The 16,328-nt window shown below is 72.4% G+C and carries 19 protein-coding genes; 6 read left to right on the plus strand and 13 right to left on the minus strand.

Translation table 11 applies throughout. The features are described 5' to 3' along the window. Window positions 1-114: 114 nt before the first annotated feature. From AB0877_RS31355 to AB0877_RS31385, 7 genes are all read right to left on the minus strand, one after another. Complete coding sequence (locus AB0877_RS31355) at window positions 115-1,125, minus strand: ADP-ribosylglycohydrolase family protein (protein WP_366613425.1); 1,011 nt, start codon at window positions 1,123-1,125, stop codon at window positions 115-117. A 30-nt stretch (window positions 1,126-1,155) separates the two neighbouring features. Continuing rightward, window positions 1,156-1,521: a VOC family protein gene (locus AB0877_RS31360; protein WP_366613427.1), complete on the minus strand. Its 366-nt coding sequence runs from the start codon at window positions 1,519-1,521 to the stop codon at window positions 1,156-1,158. A gap of 36 nt (window positions 1,522-1,557) precedes the next feature. Next, the gene (locus AB0877_RS31365) at window positions 1,558-2,562 is read right to left on the minus strand and encodes a methionine synthase (protein WP_366613429.1); all 1,005 of its coding nucleotides are present in this window, start codon (window positions 2,560-2,562) and stop codon (window positions 1,558-1,560) included. A gap of 37 nt (window positions 2,563-2,599) precedes the next feature. Then, window positions 2,600-3,673, minus strand: coding sequence for a tRNA 2-thiouridine(34) synthase MnmA (gene mnmA, locus AB0877_RS31370; protein ID WP_366613431.1), 1,074 nt, complete (start codon window positions 3,671-3,673; stop codon window positions 2,600-2,602). Between the two features lie 232 nt (window positions 3,674-3,905). Then, the gene (locus tag AB0877_RS31375; RefSeq protein ID WP_366613433.1) at window positions 3,906-5,081 is read right to left on the minus strand and encodes a cysteine desulfurase family protein; all 1,176 of its coding nucleotides are present in this window, start codon (window positions 5,079-5,081) and stop codon (window positions 3,906-3,908) included. 104 nt (window positions 5,082-5,185) lie between these two features. Next, complete coding sequence (locus AB0877_RS31380; RefSeq protein ID WP_366613435.1) at window positions 5,186-5,839, minus strand: class F sortase; 654 nt, start codon at window positions 5,837-5,839, stop codon at window positions 5,186-5,188. After that, window positions 5,836-6,666 carry a DUF4397 domain-containing protein gene (locus AB0877_RS31385; protein WP_366613437.1) on the minus strand — a complete coding sequence of 277 codons (831 nt, stop codon included), beginning with the start codon at window positions 6,664-6,666 and terminating at the stop codon, window positions 5,836-5,838. Before AB0877_RS31385 ends, AB0877_RS31380 begins: the two co-directional genes overlap by 4 nt. 230 nt (window positions 6,667-6,896) lie before the next feature. Here AB0877_RS31385 and AB0877_RS31390 point away from each other — a divergent pair, with 230 nt between their 5' ends. Both AB0877_RS31390 and AB0877_RS31395 read left to right on the plus strand, forming a co-directional pair. Then, entirely contained in the window at window positions 6,897-7,499 is a 603-nt protein-coding gene (locus AB0877_RS31390) for a sigma-70 family RNA polymerase sigma factor (RefSeq protein ID WP_357199535.1), read from the plus strand. Further along, window positions 7,453-8,289: an anti-sigma factor gene (locus tag AB0877_RS31395; protein ID WP_366613439.1), complete on the plus strand. Its 837-nt coding sequence runs from the start codon at window positions 7,453-7,455 to the stop codon at window positions 8,287-8,289. Before AB0877_RS31390 ends, AB0877_RS31395 begins: the two co-directional genes overlap by 47 nt. Window positions 8,290-8,383: 94 nt before the next feature. Here the strand turns inward: AB0877_RS31395 and AB0877_RS31400 are convergent, their stop codons facing one another. From AB0877_RS31400 to AB0877_RS31415, 4 genes are all read right to left on the minus strand, one after another. After that, entirely contained in the window at window positions 8,384-9,343 is a 960-nt protein-coding gene (locus AB0877_RS31400) for an electron transfer flavoprotein subunit alpha/FixB family protein (RefSeq protein ID WP_354943294.1), read from the minus strand. A 14-nt stretch (window positions 9,344-9,357) separates the two neighbouring features. Then, window positions 9,358-10,137 carry an electron transfer flavoprotein subunit beta/FixA family protein gene (locus tag AB0877_RS31405; protein ID WP_366613441.1) on the minus strand — a complete coding sequence of 260 codons (780 nt, stop codon included), beginning with the start codon at window positions 10,135-10,137 and terminating at the stop codon, window positions 9,358-9,360. 187 nt (window positions 10,138-10,324) lie between these two features. Beyond that, window positions 10,325-10,738 (minus strand): hypothetical protein, encoded by a 414-nt coding sequence (locus AB0877_RS31410; RefSeq protein ID WP_366613443.1) that lies wholly within the window; start codon window positions 10,736-10,738, stop codon window positions 10,325-10,327. Continuing rightward, window positions 10,735-11,532, minus strand: a complete 798-nt coding sequence (locus AB0877_RS31415) for a GNAT family N-acetyltransferase (RefSeq protein ID WP_366613445.1) — start codon at window positions 11,530-11,532, stop codon at window positions 10,735-10,737. The genes AB0877_RS31410 and AB0877_RS31415 overlap by 4 nt, the downstream gene beginning before the upstream one ends. Before the next feature lie 42 nt (window positions 11,533-11,574). Between AB0877_RS31415 and AB0877_RS31420 the strand changes: the two genes are divergently transcribed. From AB0877_RS31420 to AB0877_RS31430, 3 genes are read left to right on the plus strand one after another with little or no spacing between them, the layout of a single operon-like run. After that, window positions 11,575-11,967: a DUF202 domain-containing protein gene (locus AB0877_RS31420; protein ID WP_366613447.1), complete on the plus strand. Its 393-nt coding sequence runs from the start codon at window positions 11,575-11,577 to the stop codon at window positions 11,965-11,967. Further along, on the plus strand, window positions 11,964-12,269 hold the full coding sequence (locus tag AB0877_RS31425; protein ID WP_366613449.1) for a DUF202 domain-containing protein: 306 nt from the start codon (window positions 11,964-11,966) through the stop codon (window positions 12,267-12,269). The genes AB0877_RS31420 and AB0877_RS31425 overlap by 4 nt, the downstream gene beginning before the upstream one ends. 27 nt (window positions 12,270-12,296) lie before the next feature. Then, the gene (locus AB0877_RS31430; protein ID WP_366613451.1) at window positions 12,297-12,704 is read left to right on the plus strand and encodes a PLD nuclease N-terminal domain-containing protein; all 408 of its coding nucleotides are present in this window, start codon (window positions 12,297-12,299) and stop codon (window positions 12,702-12,704) included. Window positions 12,705-12,752: 48 nt separating this feature from the next. Here AB0877_RS31430 and AB0877_RS31435 read toward each other — a convergent pair whose 3' ends face one another. Further along, window positions 12,753-14,375: an acetolactate synthase gene (locus tag AB0877_RS31435; RefSeq protein ID WP_366613453.1), complete on the minus strand. Its 1,623-nt coding sequence runs from the start codon at window positions 14,373-14,375 to the stop codon at window positions 12,753-12,755. A gap of 123 nt (window positions 14,376-14,498) precedes the next feature. After that, entirely contained in the window at window positions 14,499-15,272 is a 774-nt protein-coding gene (locus AB0877_RS31440; RefSeq protein WP_355005364.1) for an enoyl-CoA hydratase-related protein, read from the minus strand. Window positions 15,273-15,370: 98 nt separating this feature from the next. On the opposite strand from AB0877_RS31440, the gene AB0877_RS31445 reads away from it, so the two are divergent. Then, the gene (locus AB0877_RS31445; RefSeq protein WP_366613456.1) at window positions 15,371-15,850 is read left to right on the plus strand and encodes a DUF6232 family protein; all 480 of its coding nucleotides are present in this window, start codon (window positions 15,371-15,373) and stop codon (window positions 15,848-15,850) included. The last annotated feature ends 478 nt before the right edge of the window (window positions 15,851-16,328 follow it).

The following is a 16,328-nucleotide window of genomic DNA, read 5'->3' on the forward strand; positions in this document are numbered from 1 at the left end:
TAGATAGCCGACGATCCGACGCTGGTCCGGTGCGGACCCAAGACCGGGGGAGCAGGCTGGGACCGGCCGGGCCGGGCTGCGCCGGCCGGGGCCGGTCGAGCCGGTCGGGGCGGATCAGTCCCAGGTCGCGCCGAGTGTGGCGAGCTGGTCGGCGTACTCGATGCGGTTGACCCATTCGCGCGGCCAGGCGGTCATGCCAACGGCCGCCCCCACGAACGCGCCGGCCAGGGCGGCGATCGAGTCGGAGTCACCGGCGGTGGCCGCGCCCCGGGTCAGTGCCGCGACCGGGTCGTCGGCGTGCCGTACGGCGCAGAGCAGCGCGGTGGCCAGCGCCTCCTCGGCCACCCAGCCCTCCCCGGTGGCCCGGCACGGGTCGCCACCGTCGTCCGGCTGCGCCAGGGCGTCGGTCAGTCGGCCCAGCACCGCCAGGCACTCGTCCCAGCCTCGCGCGATGAACTCCTCCGGCGTGCCGACCCCCGGGCGCTGCCAGACGTCGCCCAGCCACCGCTCCCGGTAAACCTGGCGTTGGGCGAGCGCCCGCTCGGTGAGCAGCGCGGGCACCTCCGGCAGGGTGGCGCCCGCGCGCAGCGCGAAGACCGCGTAAGCGGTCAGTTCGCTGGCGGCCAGGCCGGTGGGATGACCGTGGGTCAGCCCGGCCTGCAACTGGGCCAGCCCGGCCAGCGTGTCGAGGTCCACGTCGAGCAACCCGACCGGGGTGACCCGCATGTTAGCGCCGCACCCCTTCGACCCGCTCACGGTGGCCTCCTGCCAGCGCACGCCCCGACTCAGCTCGGCGCAGGCGCGCAGGCAGGTCATGCCCGGGGCGCGGTTGTTGTCCGGGCTGACCGCCCAGGCCAGGAAGCGTCGCCGCAGCAGTGGCTCGACCGCCTCCGGCGTGAACGACGGCGTCTCGTGCAGCGCCCAGCCCACCGCCAGGGCCATCTGGGTGTCGTCGGTGACCAGTGCCGGCTCGCCGACCAGCTCGCGTGGACCGGCCGGGCCGTACCGGTGCTCGATCTCGGCGACGGTCAGGAACTCGGTCGGCTTGCCCAGCGCGTCACCGTAGGCGAGGCCGAAGAGTGAACCGGAGGCGCGAAGCGCAGAGGTGTGGATCACGGCGGCCATGATGCCCTGCCGCCGCAACCCAGGTCAGCCTCAGTCCCAGCACAGGCAGAACGGGTGACCGGCCGGGTCGGCGTAGACCCGGAAGCCCTCACCCTCACCCGGCAGCCGCCGCGCACCCAGCGCGAGCGCCGCCTTCTCGGCGGCCTCGATGTCGTCCACCGTCACGTCGAGGTGGAACTGCTGTGGGCGCTCGGGATCCGGCCAGACCGGCGGACGAAGGTTGAGCGCCCGTTGGAAGGCGAGGCGCGGCTGGTGACCGGGCGGGCCGCCCAGCACCACCCAGTCGTCATCGGAGTCGCCCTCGGCGAACGGGACGCCGAGCAACTCGGCGTAGAACGCCGCCAACGCCTGCGGATCCGGGCAGTCGATCACCACTGAACGCATCTGTCCAATCATGACCGTCATCCTGCCCACCGGGTACGACAGGAAACCTCACTCCTCGGCGAGGCGCCGGGCGGCGTCCCGACACGCGGCGAGCACCGCCCGCGCGTACTCGGGGGTGGCGCCGGCGAGGCCGCAGGCCGGGGTGACCACCACCTGCTGGGCGAGTTGGCGACGAGGGAAGCCGAGGCGGTCCCAGACCTGGCGTACCCGCTCGGCGATCTGCGCGGAGTTCGGCGCGCCACCGGCCGACGGCGGCCGGGTCGGCGCGGCCCCGGCCAGCAACCCGAGGCCGGCGTCGATCGCCTCGCCCAGCGGGTCGAGCTTGGTGACCAGGTCCAGGTCGAGGGCGACCGCGACGGCGCCGGCCGAGCGGATCAGCTCCAGCGGTACGTCCGGAGCGCAGCAGTGCACCAGCGTCGGCGCGCCGACCGCCTCGACGACGGTGCGCAGCAGGGCGGCGGCGTCCACCGACTCGACCGCCCGGTACGCGCCGAACCCGCTCTCGGTCGGCACCCGCCCGGCCAGCACCGCCGGCAGTGACGGCTCGTCCAGTTGCAGCAGGACCGACGCCTGGGGCAGCCGGCGGGCGACCGCCTCGACGTGCGCGCGAAGCCCTTCGGCGAGGGAGCCGGTCAGGTCGCGGACCGCGCCGGGATCGCGCAACAGTCGGCCGCCGATCGGCAACTCCAGGGAGGCGGCCAGCGTGAGCGGGCCGGCGGCCTGCACCTTCATCGGCCCGGCGTACCCCTCGGCCTGCTCGGCGAGCTGGTCGAGGTCGCGTTCCATCAGGTCGCGGGCCCGGCGCAGGTCGCGGCCTGGGCGTGGGGCGACCCGCCACCGCCCCGCGTACACCTCGACCGGCAGCTCGACGAGCAGTCCGGCGGACCGGCCGATGATGTCCGCTCCGGGGCCACGGGCCGGCAGCTCGGGCAGGTGGGGCAGCTCGGGAAGCTCACCGAGGACCACCCGCTGAGCCTCGCCGATGTCGGTGCCGGGCAGCGAGCCGATTCCGGTTGCCGCGCCGGCCGGCCACGGCCACGCCTGATCTGTCACGGGCGAAGGCTATCCCGCGAACACCCGGGCCGTGCGGTCAGCCGGTGATGGTCGCGGAGCCGAGGACCACGTCGCCGGCCGGGTCCGGTCGGTACGCCACCAGGGCCTGACCAGCGGCGACACCGCGCACCGGTCGGCGCAGCTCGGCGTGCAGCCGGTCACCGTCGAGGGCGACGGTCGCCGGTACCGCGTCGCCGTGCGCGCGCAACTGCACCTCACACTCGACCGGGGCGTCCGGCCGGGCGCCGCCGGTCCAGACCGGACGTACGGCGTGCACGTCGGACACGTCGAGGGCCTCGGCCGGACCCACCGTCACCGTGTTGGTCTTCGGCGTGATGGAGAGCACGTAGCGTGGCCGGCCGTCCGGGGCGGGGCGGTCCAGGTGCAACCCGCGTCGCTGCCCCACCGTGTACGCGTACGCGCCGCTGTGACTGCCGACGACCGCGCCGGTCGAGGCGTCCACCACGTCGCCGGGCGCCTCACCGAGCCGGCCGGCCAGGAAGCCGCGGGTGTCCCCGTCGGCGATGAAGCAGATGTCGTGTGAGTCCGGCTTGTCGGCAACGGCCAGGCCACGCTCGGCGGCCTCGGCGCGGACCTGCGCCTTCGTCAGGTCACCGAGCGGAAAGATCGACCGGTCGAGCTGCTCGCGGGTGAGCACGGCAAGCACGTACGACTGGTCCTTGGCCAGGTCGACGCTGCGCCGCAGCAGCCCGTCCGCGCCGAGGCGGGCGTGGTGCCCGGTCACCACCGCGTCGAAGCCCAGGGCCACCGCCCGGTCCAGCACCGCCGCAAACTTGATCTTCTCGTTGCAGCGCAGGCAGGGGTTCGGCGTACGACCGGCCGCGTACTCGGCGACGAAGTCGTCGACCACGTCCTCGTGGAAGCGGTCGGCCATGTCCCACACGTAGAACGGGATGCCGATCACGTCGGCCGCCCGTCGAGCGTCCCGGGAATCCTCCAGGGTGCAGCAGCCGCGCGCCCCGGTCCGGTAGGTCTGTGGGTTGCGCGCGAGGGCCAGGTGTACGCCGGTCACGTCGTGCCCGGCCGCCACCGCCCGCGCCGCCGCCACGGCCGAGTCAACCCCACCCGACATCGCCGCCAGAACCCTCACCGACCCACTCCCCTTCCCCGTCCCATCCGTCCCCCCACCACAACCCTATCCACCAGCCCCGAACCCCCCGCCACCCCACAAACCCAACCCCCACCCCAACCCCAAACCCCACGCCCACGCGCCACGCCCACCCCCACGCGATCTTGCACTTTCTGCTGCGACATATGCCGCACAAGGCGCGAACGGACGACAGAAAGCGCAAGATCGCGGAGGTCAGGGGTGGGGTCCTGGACTAGCGGGGGGTGCGGAGGGCGGCGGCTCGGCGGGCTCGGTCTACTGCTGCCGGGAGGGCTGCGATCAGGGCGTCGACGTCGGCCTGGGTGCTGGTGTGGCCCAGTGTGAAGCGCAGCGAGGAGCGGGCGCGGTCGTCGTCGGCGCCCATCGCCAGCAGCACGTGCGAGGGCTGGGCCACGCCCGCCGAACAGGCGGAGCCGGTGGAGCAGGCGATTCCCTGCGCGTCGAGCAGGAGCAGCAGCGCGTCACCCTCACAGCCCGGGAAGGAGAAGTGCGCGTTGCCGGGCAGCCGATCGGTCGGGTCACCGTTGTAGATCACCTCGGGCACCGCCTGGCGGACTCGCTCGATCAGGTCGTCGCGGAGCGCGGCCACCCGGGCCGCGTACTCCTGTTGACCCTTCACCGCCGTCTCCACGGCGACCGCGAAGGCGACGATGCCCGCGGTGTCCAGGGTGCCGGAGCGGATGTCGCGTTCCTGGCCGCCGCCGTGCAGCAGCGGCGTGGCCGGCACGTCCCGGGCGAGCAGCAGCGCGCCCACTCCCATCGGGCCGCCCAACTTGTGCCCGGTGACGGTCAGCGCGGCGACCCCGCTGGCGCCGAAGTCGACGGGTACCTGCCCGACCGCCTGGATGGCGTCGGTGTGGAAGGGCACACCGTGTTCGGCGGCGACGGCGGCCAGCTCGGCCACCGGTTGGACGGTGCCCACCTCGTTGTTCGCCCACATCGCGGTGACCACGGCCACCTGGTCGGCGTGCGCGGCCAACTCGGCGCGCAGGGCCTGCGGGTCGAGCCGACCGACCGCGTCCACGGGCAGCCAGCCGATCTCGGCGCCCTCGTGCTGGGCCAGCCAGTCGACCGCGTCCAGCACCGCGTGGTGCTCGACGGCGCTGGAGACCACCCGGCGACGGTCGGGGCGGGCTGCTCGACGGGCCCAGAAGACGCCCTTGACCGCGAGGTTGTCGCTCTCCGTGCCACCACCGGTGAAGATCACTTCAGAGGGCCGGGCGCCGAGCACCGCCGCCACCTGTTCGCGTGACTCTTCGACCCGGCGGCGGGCACGGCGGCCCGACGCGTGCAGGGAGGACGCGTTGCCGACCTCGCGGGCGGTAGCGACGTACGCCTCCAGTGCCTCGTCGAGCATGGGAGTCGTCGCCGCGTGATCCAGGTAAGCCATCACCGTTCAGCGTACGGCCGACACCGTGGCGACCGGATGCCGGAGGGGACTGCGCGCACGGGCCGGGGCGGAACTCCACCCCGGCCCGACGCGCGCGGCCCCGATCAGGCGGGTACCGCGGTGACGACGATGTTGTCGCGGTACTTGCGCGCCTTGGCGTCGAACGGCCCTCCACAGGTGATGAGGGTCAGCCGCGACTTGCCGTCGCGGGCGAAGTACCGGTCCAGCGGGATCTTGGTCTTGTCGTACTCCTCCCGGGCCACGACCCGGTACCTGCGGGCCTCGCCGTCACTGCCGGTCGCTGTCAACGTGTCGCCCTGATCGAGCTCCCGCAGCCGGAAGAACGCGCCCTTGCCCTGCGTGGCGCTGTCCACGTGACCGGCGATGACCACCGAACCGGCCGCCGTCTCCAGGCCGGGGCCGTAGCGGTACCAGCCGATCTGGTCGACGCTCGGCGGCACCTCGAACTCGTTGGTCCGCTCGTTGATGCCGACCGCGTTGACCGTGGCGGTGACGCCGATCTCCGGGATCAGCAGCCGTACCGGCGCAATGATCTTCGGACCGGCGGGCAGTTCACCCGCGATCACCGGCACCGACGGGGCACCGGCGGTGGTCGGTGTGGGGCTGGCCAGCGTGCTCGCCTCCTCGGCCCCCACCGTCCCGGCCGGCTGGTTGGCGCACGCCACCAGAGCGGCGGCGGTGAGCGCGGCAACGCCGGCGGCCAGGGCCGCCAGCGCGCCGCGATCGCGCACCGTCACTTGCGGCCGGTCCGCGCGGTCGCCATCCGCACCCCACCACCAAGGAGCAGGAGTACGCCGGCGCCGGTGAGCACGTACCACCAGGTGTCCACGCCCGTGCCGGCCTGACCACCGTCACCGCTGGGCACGCCACCCGGGGCGGAGTGCAGGCCGGTGATGGTCTGGGCCACCACGTCGAGGGTCTTGCCCTCGGCGGAGCCGATCGCGTAGACGATCGTGGCGGTGCCCTCCTTGAGGTTGAGGTCCGCCGGGCCGATGGCCACGGTGTCGGTGCCGGCGAGCACCACGTCCGCCTTCACCTCGCCCGCGTCGACGTCGCCCTTGGCCTCGTTCGGGTTGGTGAGGTCCTCGAAGACCGGCTTGCCGCCGGCGCGGACGTCGACCGCCGGAGCGGCTGCGGTGTGCCGGACGATCAGCCGCGCCTTGCCGGCGTCGACCTTCGAGACGTCGTTCACGAACGGGGTGATCTTCGGCTGACCGGCGGCGTCGAGGTGGGCCGCGATGCTGATGTTCGCACCGCCCGGCACCGCGGCGTTGTCGACCTTGAGGATCGCGCTGCCGATCGGCTCGCCCGGCTTGGTGAGCGCGATGTCGTAGTCGCCCTCCTCCAGGTTCAGCGGGCCGGCCACGTCACCGGGCTTGAAGTTGTCCAGCGTCTTCTCACCGTTGACATAGACGTCGACCGGGGTGTCCGGAATGCCGTGTACGACGGAGACCTTCGACGTGGCGGCGTACGCCGGGCCGGCGGTGAGCGCACCGACACCGGCGAAGGTCAGCGCGGCGACCGCGCCGCCCGCGGCGACCCGACGGAAGTACGAGAGCTGCATGTCTGCCTCCTGGTGATAACTGCTGATTCGTCAGGCCTGGCTTGCAGAACGGGTTACGCCGGCTGCCGGACGGGCGGATGCGCCCCGGAGGCACTTTTCTTTTCCGGCCCCGACCGCATCCGCAACGGGGTCGGGCGACGAAGAGCAGGTGAGATGACATCGACCGGGGAAGTGGGGCGGAGACTGTGGCAGCTACAGTCGGGTATGCCCCATCGAAGGCGAGCCGCCCGATGACGGCGCTACGACAGGAACCGGACCCTCCGGTGGACGACCTCGACCGCAGATTCCGTGACGGCGACGACGTGGCGCTGCGCGAGGCGTACGACCGCTACGGTCGTGCCGTGCTCCATCTGGCCACGTCCATGCTGGCGAACCGCAGCGACGCCGAGGACGTCACCCAGGCGACGTTCGTCGCCGCCTGGCTGGGTCGCGACACGTTCGACCCGTCCAAGGGGTCGCTGATCGGTTGGTTGCTCGGCATCGGCCGGCGGAAGGTGATCGACCGGATGCGCGCCTCGGCCCGGGAGACCCGGGTGGTGGAGACGGTCCGGCAACTGCCCGAGCCGGCGCAGACCGAGCCGGATCCGGACCGCGTGGTGGACCGGTTGGTGATCGCCGACGAGTTGGCTCGCCTCCCGGACGACCAGCGACGGATGCTGGAGCTGGCCTTCTACGACGACCTGACACACCAGCAGATAGCCGCGGTGACCGGCGTGCCGCTGGGCACGGTGAAGAGTCACATCCGACGCGGCATGGCGAGCTTGAAGCGCAGATGGGAGGTGGACGGTGCAGCACCTGGACCACGACCGGCTGGTATTTCTGGCACTCGGTGAGAGCGAGGCGGACGGCGCGGAGAGCACCCACCTCGCCACCTGCGCGCTCTGCCGCGCGGAGGTCGCGAGCCTTCAGCAGGTGGCGGGGCTCGGCACCGAGACGCAGGGCCTGGCCGACCTGCCCGACCCGCCGGAGCACGTCTGGCAGGGCATCGAGGCCCAGGTCAGGGCGGCGGAGGCCGGGCCGTTGCTGACCGAGACCCGTCGACACCGGGTGCCCGGGCAGGCCGACACCGCGAAGGGGGCCGAGCAGGCCGACACCTCGACGGCCGAGCGGACCTCCGGCGCCGCGGCCGAGTCGACGGTGACCCGACTGGACCCGACGCGGCGATCCCGCCGGGGTCGCGGCTGGTCCGGCTGGGTGGCCACGGCGGTGACCGCGGCCGCCGCCGCGGCGGTCGGCGTCGTGGGCACCGTCTCGGTGCTCCGACCGGACGATCAGACGCCCACCCCGACGCCGGTGGTGGTGGCGAGCGCGCCGCTGGCCGCGTACGGCGCGACCCCGCCGACGGCCAAGGGTGACGCTCGTGTTTTCCAGGACGGCCAACTACATCTGCATGTGGCGAATCTCCCGAGCGTCCCGGGGTACTACGAGGTCTGGCTCATCAATCCGACGACCATGGAGATGTTCTCGGTCGGCACCCTGGGTGGCGGCTCGGACGCCCTGCTACCCCTGCCCCCGAATGTCGACCTCAAGAGCTACTCGGTGGTCGACGTCTCCGCCGAGCAGTACGACAACAACACCCGCCACTCCGGCGACAGCCTGCTGAGGGGCTCCCTGACGGGCTGATCGGCGGGCCGGCTCAGCTCCCCGGCTCGCCGATCAGCTCCCCACACGGCAGTGGCCGCCCGTGCGAACGGGCGGCCACCGACGTATTGCTGGCTCACTTGCGCTTGCGGATCTCCTCGGCGGCCTGCGGGACGATCTTGAACAGGTCGCCGACCACCCCGAAGTCGGCCAGCTCGAAGATCGGAGCCTCGCCGTCCTTGTTGACCGCGACGATGGTCTTCGAGGTCTGCATGCCGGCCCGGTGCTGGATCGCGCCGGAGATGCCGAGGGCGACGTAGAGCTGCGGGGAGACCGTCTTACCGGTCTGGCCCACCTGGAACTGGTGCGGGTAGAAGCCGGAGTCGACGGCCGCGCGGGACGCGCCGACGGCGCCACCGAGCAGGTCGGCGAGCTCCTCGACCAGCTTGAAGTTGTCGGCGTTGCCGACGCCCCGACCGCCGGAGACGACCACGCCGGCCTCGGTCAGCTCGGGGCGGGAGCCCTTCTGCTCGGCGACCCGCTCGACGACGGTGGCCAGCTTGTCGGTGTCGGTGACCGACACACTGAGCTGCTCGATCGCCGGGGTCGCCGCCGCCGGGGCGGGGGTGACCGAGTTGGGCCGGACGGTGACCAACGGCAGGCCCTTGGTGACCTTGGACTTGACGATGGTGGAGCCGGCGAAGGCGATCTGGGTCGCGGTGCCGTCGGCGTCCAGTCCGACCACGTCGGTCAGGATGCCGTTGTCGAGCTTGACGGCGAGCCGGGCGGCGATCTCCTTGCCCTCCTGGGCCGACGCCAGCAGCACGGCGGCCGGCTGCACCCGCTTGACCAACTCGGCCAGCACGGTCGCCTTGGGGGCCACCAGGTAGCCGTCGATCTCGTCACCCTCGGCGGCGTAGATCTTCTCCGCGCCGTACTCGCCCAGCTTGCCGCTCAGCGCCTCGGCAGCGCCGGCGCCGCCGAGCACCACGGCGCTCGGGGTGCCCAGCTCACGCGCGAGGGTGAGCATTTCCAGGGTGACCTTCTTGACGCCGAATTCCTTTGTGGCTTCGACGACGACGAGAACCTCGGACATGTCGGACCCCCCTCTCACACGAACTTCTCGGTGGCGAGGAACTCGACCAGCTTGACGCCGCCCTCGCCCTCGTCAGTGATCTTGGCACCGCCGGAGCGCGGGGGGCGCTTGGTGTGCTCGACGACGGCGCTGGTGGCGCCGTCGAAGCCCACCTCGTCAGCCGCGACCCCGAGGTCGGCCAGCGAGAGCGTCTGCACCGGCTTCTTCTTGGCGGCCATGATGCCCTTGAAGGAGGGGTAGCGCGGCTCGTTGATGGTGTCCCAGACGGAGACCACGGCCGGGGTGGCGGCGGTGACCACCTCGTAGCCCTCCTCGGTCTGCCGCTCGACGGTCAGCGTCGCGCCGTCGACGGTGAGCTTGCGGGCACCGGTGAGCGCCGCGACGCCCAGCCGCTCGGCGATCATGTGCGGCATGACCTGGACCCGGCCGTCGGTGGACTCGGCACCGCAGATGACCAGGTCGGCGCCCAGCTGACCGAGCGCCGCGGCGAGCACCTTCGAGGTGGCGACGGCGCACGAGCCGTGCAGGGCGTCGTCCAGCACGTGCACGGCCTTGTCCGGGCCCATGGAGAGCGCCTTGCGGATCGACTCGGTCGCCCGGTCCGGACCCATGGTCAGGATGGTGACCTCGCCGCCGTGCGCCTCCTTGATCTTCAGCGCCTCCTCGATGGCGTACTCGTCCATCTCGTTGATCACGTTGTTCGCCGAACCGCGGTCGACGGTGTTGTCGTCATTGCGCAGGTTGCGGTCCGCGCCCGAATCAGGCACCTGCTTGACGAGTACGACGATGTTCATCGCGCTTCGACGACCCTCCTGTGTGGTGTTGCGATTCGCTCGCCCGGTCTGGGGCGCAGCGTCGCGCGTCGGTCGACGCCAGGTCAACCGAGGGCGGTTGTGCAGTTGCCCACGGCGCAATGTTACCTGCCAGTAGGTTGCGCTCCCGCAGCACTCAGAGTGACACAGCTCACCGACGCGCGGCCGGTCAGGCCGGCTCGGCCAACGCGACCCGGATCTGGTCGATGGCCGCCGCCTCGGCGGGCGCCACCCCGTCGTGCGCGCGGGCCACCTGATCCGCCGCGGCCAACACCAGATCGCGGTACGCGTCCACGTCCCGGGGGGACTTCTCGCGCAGGATCCGCACCGCCGCACCCAGCGCCGGCAGCACCACCGACTCGATCTCCAGCTGCGAGTCCCGGGGAAGGCGCGGCAGCGGGCCGGTGGTCAGCGCCTCCTTGACCGTGCCACTGGCGTCGGCCAGCGCCCCGGAAGCGGCGATGCTCTCCCGGATCACCCCCAGCACACCGGGGTCGGCGTTGGAGACCAGGAAGACGGCACCGAAGGCACCGGTCTTGAGGGTCAGGCGCTCCTCGTCCGTCAACCGCTGTTCCATGATCACGGAGTGTAGACGTACGGGGTGGTGGTCGTGACCGCGACGAGGCCGAGTCGCTGGAGGATGGGCCGGCTGTCCTCGGAACAGTCGACCTGCATGAGCGTCCGACCCCGCTGCTCGGCGAGCCGCGCCCGGTAGTTGACCAACGCCCGGTAGATGCCCTTTCGCCGCCACTGCGGCAGGGTCGAGCCACCCCACATCGTGGCGAAGCCGGTGTTCGCCGGGAACCGCACCCAGCCCGCGCTCACCACCGTCCCACCCGCCTCGGCCACCACCACGGTGATCGAGTTCGGGTCGGCGTCGATCTCCTTGGCCAGGCCCGTCACCAGGTGCGAACGATCCTCCTGCCAGACCTCCTCCTCCATGGCGGCGATCCGCTCCAGGTCCTCCCGGGCGGTCACCTCACGCAGGCGTACCCCCTCGGGAACGACAGGCAGCGCGGCGGCCAGCGGGGCGACCGGCCCGACCACGACGGTCTCGCGGTCCTCCGGCACGAAGCCGGCAGCACGCAGCCGGTCCGCCAGATCGGCCGGCTCGTCGTGCTCGTTGAGCTTCCACTCGACAGACTGGCCGCGCTCACGGAACAGCTGCACCTGCCGGGCGATCAGTTCGTCCAGCGCGTCACCTGTCAACCCCCCCAGGTTCCGGTAGGTGAGGAACCCGCCGGCGTCGAGCCCGGTGATGCGGACCAGCGGCCCGTCCCGCTCCACGGTCACCCCGGCCGGGACCGGCTCGGGGATCTCCGGACGGAGTTGGTTGTCGTAGGCGTCGCGCAGCGTCTGTACGTCGAGATCAGTCACCGGACCAGGCTAAGCGGGGAGGGAAGCGGATATTCTCCCACTGTGTGGGAGGCGATCAGGCGGTGGTTCGACCCGGCGGAGCTGCGTTCGGTCGGTGAACCGCCGGACTACCGCTTCTCCCTGGCCAACGAACGAACCTTCCTCGCCTGGCTGCGCACCGGGCTGGCACTGGTCGGAGGCGGTCTGGCCGCCGCGCAGTTCCTGCCACCCCTGCCGATGAGCCACCTGCGCGAGGTGATCGCGGTGGCGTTGCTGCTGCTCGGCGCGGCGGTCGCGATCCGCGCGGTGGACCACTGGGCGCGTACCGAGCGGGCCATCCGGCTCGGTCAAGAGCTGCCCGCGTCCCGGTTCCCCGCCATCCTGGCGCTCGCCGTCGGCGGCGGCGCGTTGCTGCTGGTGATCGCCGTCCTGATGCGGGCGGTCGGCGAGCGGTGAGCGCCGGACGCGACCCGGGGCTGCAACCGGAGCGGACCAGGCTGGCCTGGCGACGCACCCTGCTCACGGTGACCGTGGTCAGCGTGCTCGCCGTCCGGCTGGCGGCGACCGGCGACCCGACCGGCGCGCTGATCGCCGGCGGCACCGTTCTGGTGTGGGGCACCCTGCTGGTGCTCTGCTGGCCCCGGGGCACCGGCACCGGTCCGGCCCGCACCGGCGGCCGGACGCTGCCCCTGGTCACCGCGGGCACCGTGGTGCTGGCGTTACTGGGAGTGCTGCTGGTGCTGCGCGGACTGGGGTGACGCGCGCCGGTGCGTCATCATGGGTGCATGGCCCGGCTTGGCGTACTCCTCTTCCTGGTGCAGATTGTCCTCGCCGTCTGCGCGCTGATCAGCTGTCTCTCCGCCGAGGAGGGCAAGATCCGCGCCCTTCCCCGGATCGCCTGGGTGCTGATCATCTTGTTCTTCCCGCTGGTCGGCTCGATCGCCTGGTTCATCGTCGGCCGGGAGCCCAGCCCCGGCGCCGGCAAGGCCTGGCCGGGCGGCGGCGAGCGGCAGCGCCCTCGGCCGGTGGCCCCCGACGACGACCCGGAGTTCCTGCGCTCCGTCGAGGAACGCGCCCAGCAGCAGGACCAGGAACTGTTCCAACGCTGGGAGGAAGACCTGCGGCGACGCGAGGACGACCTGCGCCGCCGCGACGGCGAGCCGCCGCGCGAGGGCGACCGACCGGAGGTGTGAGCGCGCCACCGCCGCCGGCGCGGAAGCGACGGCGGCGGTGGGTGCGACTCAGGCCAGGTTCGACGACCGGGGGTACGCGTCGCTCGGATCGGTGAGCACGTTCACCAGGTACGGCACTCCGGAGTCGAACGCCCGCTGGAGCGCCGGGCCCAGGTCGGCCGCCTTGGCGACCGTCTCCCCCGCACCGCCGAGCGCGCTGACCACCGTGTCGTAGCGCAGCTCCGGCTGGAGGTCGGCGGCGACGTCGTAGCCGTACATGGCACGCATCGGGTGCTTCTCCAGCCCCCAGATGCCGTTGTTGCCGACGACGATCACCACCGGCAGCTTCTGGCGGACCAGCGACTCGACGTCCATCAGCGAGAAGCCCGCCGCGCCGTCGCCCATCAGCACGCAGATCTGCCGGTCCGGGTGACTCACCCGGGCCCCCATCGCGTAACCCATGCCGGTGCCCAGGCAGCCGTACGGGCCCGGGTCCAGCCAGGTGCCGGGCTGGGCCGGCTCCAGATACCGCCCGGCGTACGACACGAAGTCGCCGCCGTCGCCGATGGTGATCGCGTCCGGGGCGAGCGCCCGACGCAGCTCGCCGTAGATCCGGGCCGGGCGGATCGGGTCGGTCTCGGCGGCCATCTCCGCGGCGTCCCGAGCCTTCGCCGCGTCCTCGGCGACGCGCAGGTCGGCGATCCAATCGGAGTGGTCGGCCCGGTCACCGGAGTGATCGGCCAGCGCGGAGAGGATCAGGCGCAGGTCACCGGCGGGCGCGGCGGCCGGCTGCACGTGCGTCGCCCGCTGGCTGGGGGCGTCGACGATGTGCACCACCTTGGCGTCACCGAAGTCACCGAAGCTGAGCCGGAAGTCCAGCGGAGTACCCACCACCACGACCACGTCAGCGCCGGAGAGCGCGGCCCGGCGAGCCTTGGCGAACGCCAGCGGATGCTCCGGCGGGAGCGAGCCGCGACCCATGCCGTTGGTGAAGACCGGCACCTGCAACGCCTCGGCCGCCTCGCGCAGCGCGGCGACCGCGTCGCCCGCGTACACGTCGGAGCCGGCGATGATGACCGGCCGCTGCGCCCCGGCGATGAGCAACGCCGCGCGGCCGACCTCCTCCGGGTCCGGGGCGATCGGGTCGACACCCGTCACGGTGGGCAGCTCGGCCTCCGCCACCGAGAAGACCGTCTCCAGCGGGAAGTCGAGGAAGGCCGGGCCTCGGTGCGGGGTGAGCGCGGCGTTCAGCGCCGCACCCACCGCACGCGGGATGTCGTCGGTGCTGAACACCGTCTCGGCGTGCTTGGTGACCGGGGCGACCAGCGGCAGGTGGTCCATCTCCTGGAGGCTGCCCGAGCCCCAGCGGAACGCGGGCGCGCGCCCGCCGAGCACCAGCACCGGTGATGCGTTGAAGAACGCGCTGGTCATGCCGGAGATGCCGTTGGTGACACCGGGCCCCGCGGTGAGCACGGCGAGGCCGGGGCGGCGCTGGAGCTTGGCCACGGCCTCGGCGGCGAAGACCGCGGACTGCTCGTGCCGGACGTCGTAGATCGGGAAGTCGGTTTTGTACGCGGCATCGTAGAGCGGGAAGACGTGCCCGCCGGACAGCGTGAACATCTCCCTTACGCCGTGCGCGCGTAGTGCCGCGAGCGCCAACTCGCCGCCGTGACCCTCGATCCGCTCCGTCATGTCGCTCCCATCGTCCGTGGCCGGGATCACAGGTTACCGGCCAGTCACTTGGCCCTGCGACCGTGGCCCCGGCCAGTGGACGTTGCCGAGGTCAGAAGCGCCGTCGGGGCGGGAGGCGACGGATCAGCGGCCGGTGAAGCCCGGCTTGCGCTTTTCGACGAAGGCCGCCATGCCCTCACGCCGGTCGTCGGTGGCGAACAGCGCCGCGAAGAGCTGGCTCTCCCAGGCGAGGCCCGAGTTCAGGTCCATGTCCAGGCCGCCGTCGACCGCCAGCTTCGCCGCACGCAGCGCCTGCACCGGACCCGTCAGGTACGGCTTCACGTAGGCCACCGCGGCCTCGTAGACCTCGGCGGCCGGGACCACCCGGTCGGCCAGGCCGATCCGCAGAGCCTCCTCGGCGTCGACCATCCGGCCCGTCATGATCAGATCCTTGGCGCGGGCCGGGCCGACCAGGCGGGCCAGCCGCTGGGTGCCGCCGGCACCCGGGATGATGCCGAGCTTGATTTCCGGCTGGCCGAGCTTGGCGTCCTCGGCGACGATCCGCCAGTCACAGGCCAACGCCAGCTCACAGCCGCCACCGAGGGCGTACCCGGTGATCGCGGCGACCACCGGCTTGGGGATCCGGGCGATCGCGCCGAGCGCGCTGGACAGGTTCGCCGCCCGGTCGGCCATGTCCACGTAGGACATGTCAGCCATCTGCTTGATGTCGGCGCCGGCGGCGAAGACCTTCTCCCCGCCGTACACGATGACCGCGCGGACCTCGGGATCGGCGGTGGCCGCCGTCGCGGCGGCGCGCAACTCCTCCTGCACCTGGGTGTTGAGCGCGTTCATCGGCGGCCGCTCCAGCCGGATCGTGCCGATGCCGTCAGTGGTCTCCAGCCGAACGAACTCGCCCACGCTGCCCTCACTTCCTCGTCGAAGTCGCGTGCCAACCTTACGACCCGGCTCGTTTGGGTAAGTAGTGTGGTGTCAGCCCCGGGGGCGGGAGTCCAGCCATGATCACGTATTACGACGACAGGTCGGTGCAGGTCACCTCCACCACTCTTCGCGTGGACGGTCGCAGCTACAAGCTGGCCGACATCACCACGATCTGGCACCGCCGGGGCACCCGCTCCTGGCGGGTGCTGGTGGGGCGCGGCGCGATCGGCGCAGCGCTAGCCGGCCCGCTGGTCGCGGCGGTGCTCGGCATCGGCCTGGCCGTCTGGCTGCACCGCTCCCCCACCGTGACGATCGCGATCGTCGGTGCGTCGGTGCTGGTCGGCCTGGCCGTCGGGCCGGTCGCCGACTTCCTCTTCGAACACCTGGACCGCTCGTACGCCCGGGGCAGCCGCCAACTGGAGATCTGGGCCCGTTGGCGGGGCCAACCGGTGCGTCTGCTGCACACCGGTGACGCGCTGCGCTTCGGGCAGATCTACCGGGCGGTGCAACGCGCGGTGGAGCACAGCCAGCCGGCCCACCCCGCCGCGCGCCGCTAACCAGCCTGTTTCCGCTAGACGTCCCGATCGGAACAGGGTGGGCCGCCACCGGAGGAACCCGGAACAGACCGCGCTCGCCAGCCGGGCCAGTGGGCGCAACGGGCGTATCGGCCCCAACGGGCACGGGCACGGGCCGCCCAACCAGCACGAACACAGGCCGCCCAACCGGCACGAACACAGGCCGCCCAACCGGCACGGACACGGCCGCCCAACCTTCGTGCAGCCCCTATGGAGCTGATGTCGCAAACGAATCAGGCCGGGCCCGCGACGCACAGGGCCTACCGCGAAGCGACACGGCCACGACGACGGCGACGCGGCTGCGGCTGCGGCTGCGCGGGCTGCGGCTGCGGCTGCGGCTGCGCGGGCTGCGGCTGCGGCTGCGGCGGCGCGGGCAGCGGCGGGAAGAGGAGGCGGGGGGCGGTGCGGGCTGCGGCGGGGGCGGGGGGGGCGGGCTGCGGCGGGGGGGGGGGGGGCGGGC

The sequence above is a fragment of the Micromonospora sp. NPDC047644 genome, from assembly GCF_040704315.1.
GTDB lineage: Bacteria > Actinomycetota > Actinomycetes > Mycobacteriales > Micromonosporaceae > Micromonospora.

Coding starts and splice junctions, on each gene's coding strand:
- AB0877_RS31355 (WP_366613425.1), bottom strand. CDS start 1,125: ATGGCCGCCGTGATCCACACCTCTGCGCTTCGCGCCTCCGGTTCACTC.
- AB0877_RS31360 (WP_366613427.1), bottom strand. CDS start 1,521: ATGATTGGACAGATGCGTTCAGTGGTGATCGACTGCCCGGATCCGCAG.
- AB0877_RS31375 (WP_366613433.1), bottom strand. CDS start 5,081: ATGGCTTACCTGGATCACGCGGCGACGACTCCCATGCTCGACGAGGCA.
- AB0877_RS31385 (WP_366613437.1), bottom strand. CDS start 6,666: ATGCAGCTCTCGTACTTCCGTCGGGTCGCCGCGGGCGGCGCGGTCGCC.
- AB0877_RS31390 (WP_357199535.1), top strand. CDS start 6,897: ATGACGGCGCTACGACAGGAACCGGACCCTCCGGTGGACGACCTCGAC.
- AB0877_RS31400 (WP_354943294.1), bottom strand. CDS start 9,343: ATGTCCGAGGTTCTCGTCGTCGTCGAAGCCACAAAGGAATTCGGCGTC.
- AB0877_RS31405 (WP_366613441.1), bottom strand. CDS start 10,137: ATGAACATCGTCGTACTCGTCAAGCAGGTGCCTGATTCGGGCGCGGAC.
- AB0877_RS31430 (WP_366613451.1), top strand. CDS start 12,297: ATGGCCCGGCTTGGCGTACTCCTCTTCCTGGTGCAGATTGTCCTCGCC.
- AB0877_RS31435 (WP_366613453.1), bottom strand. CDS start 14,375: ATGACGGAGCGGATCGAGGGTCACGGCGGCGAGTTGGCGCTCGCGGCA.
- AB0877_RS31445 (WP_366613456.1), top strand. CDS start 15,371: ATGATCACGTATTACGACGACAGGTCGGTGCAGGTCACCTCCACCACT.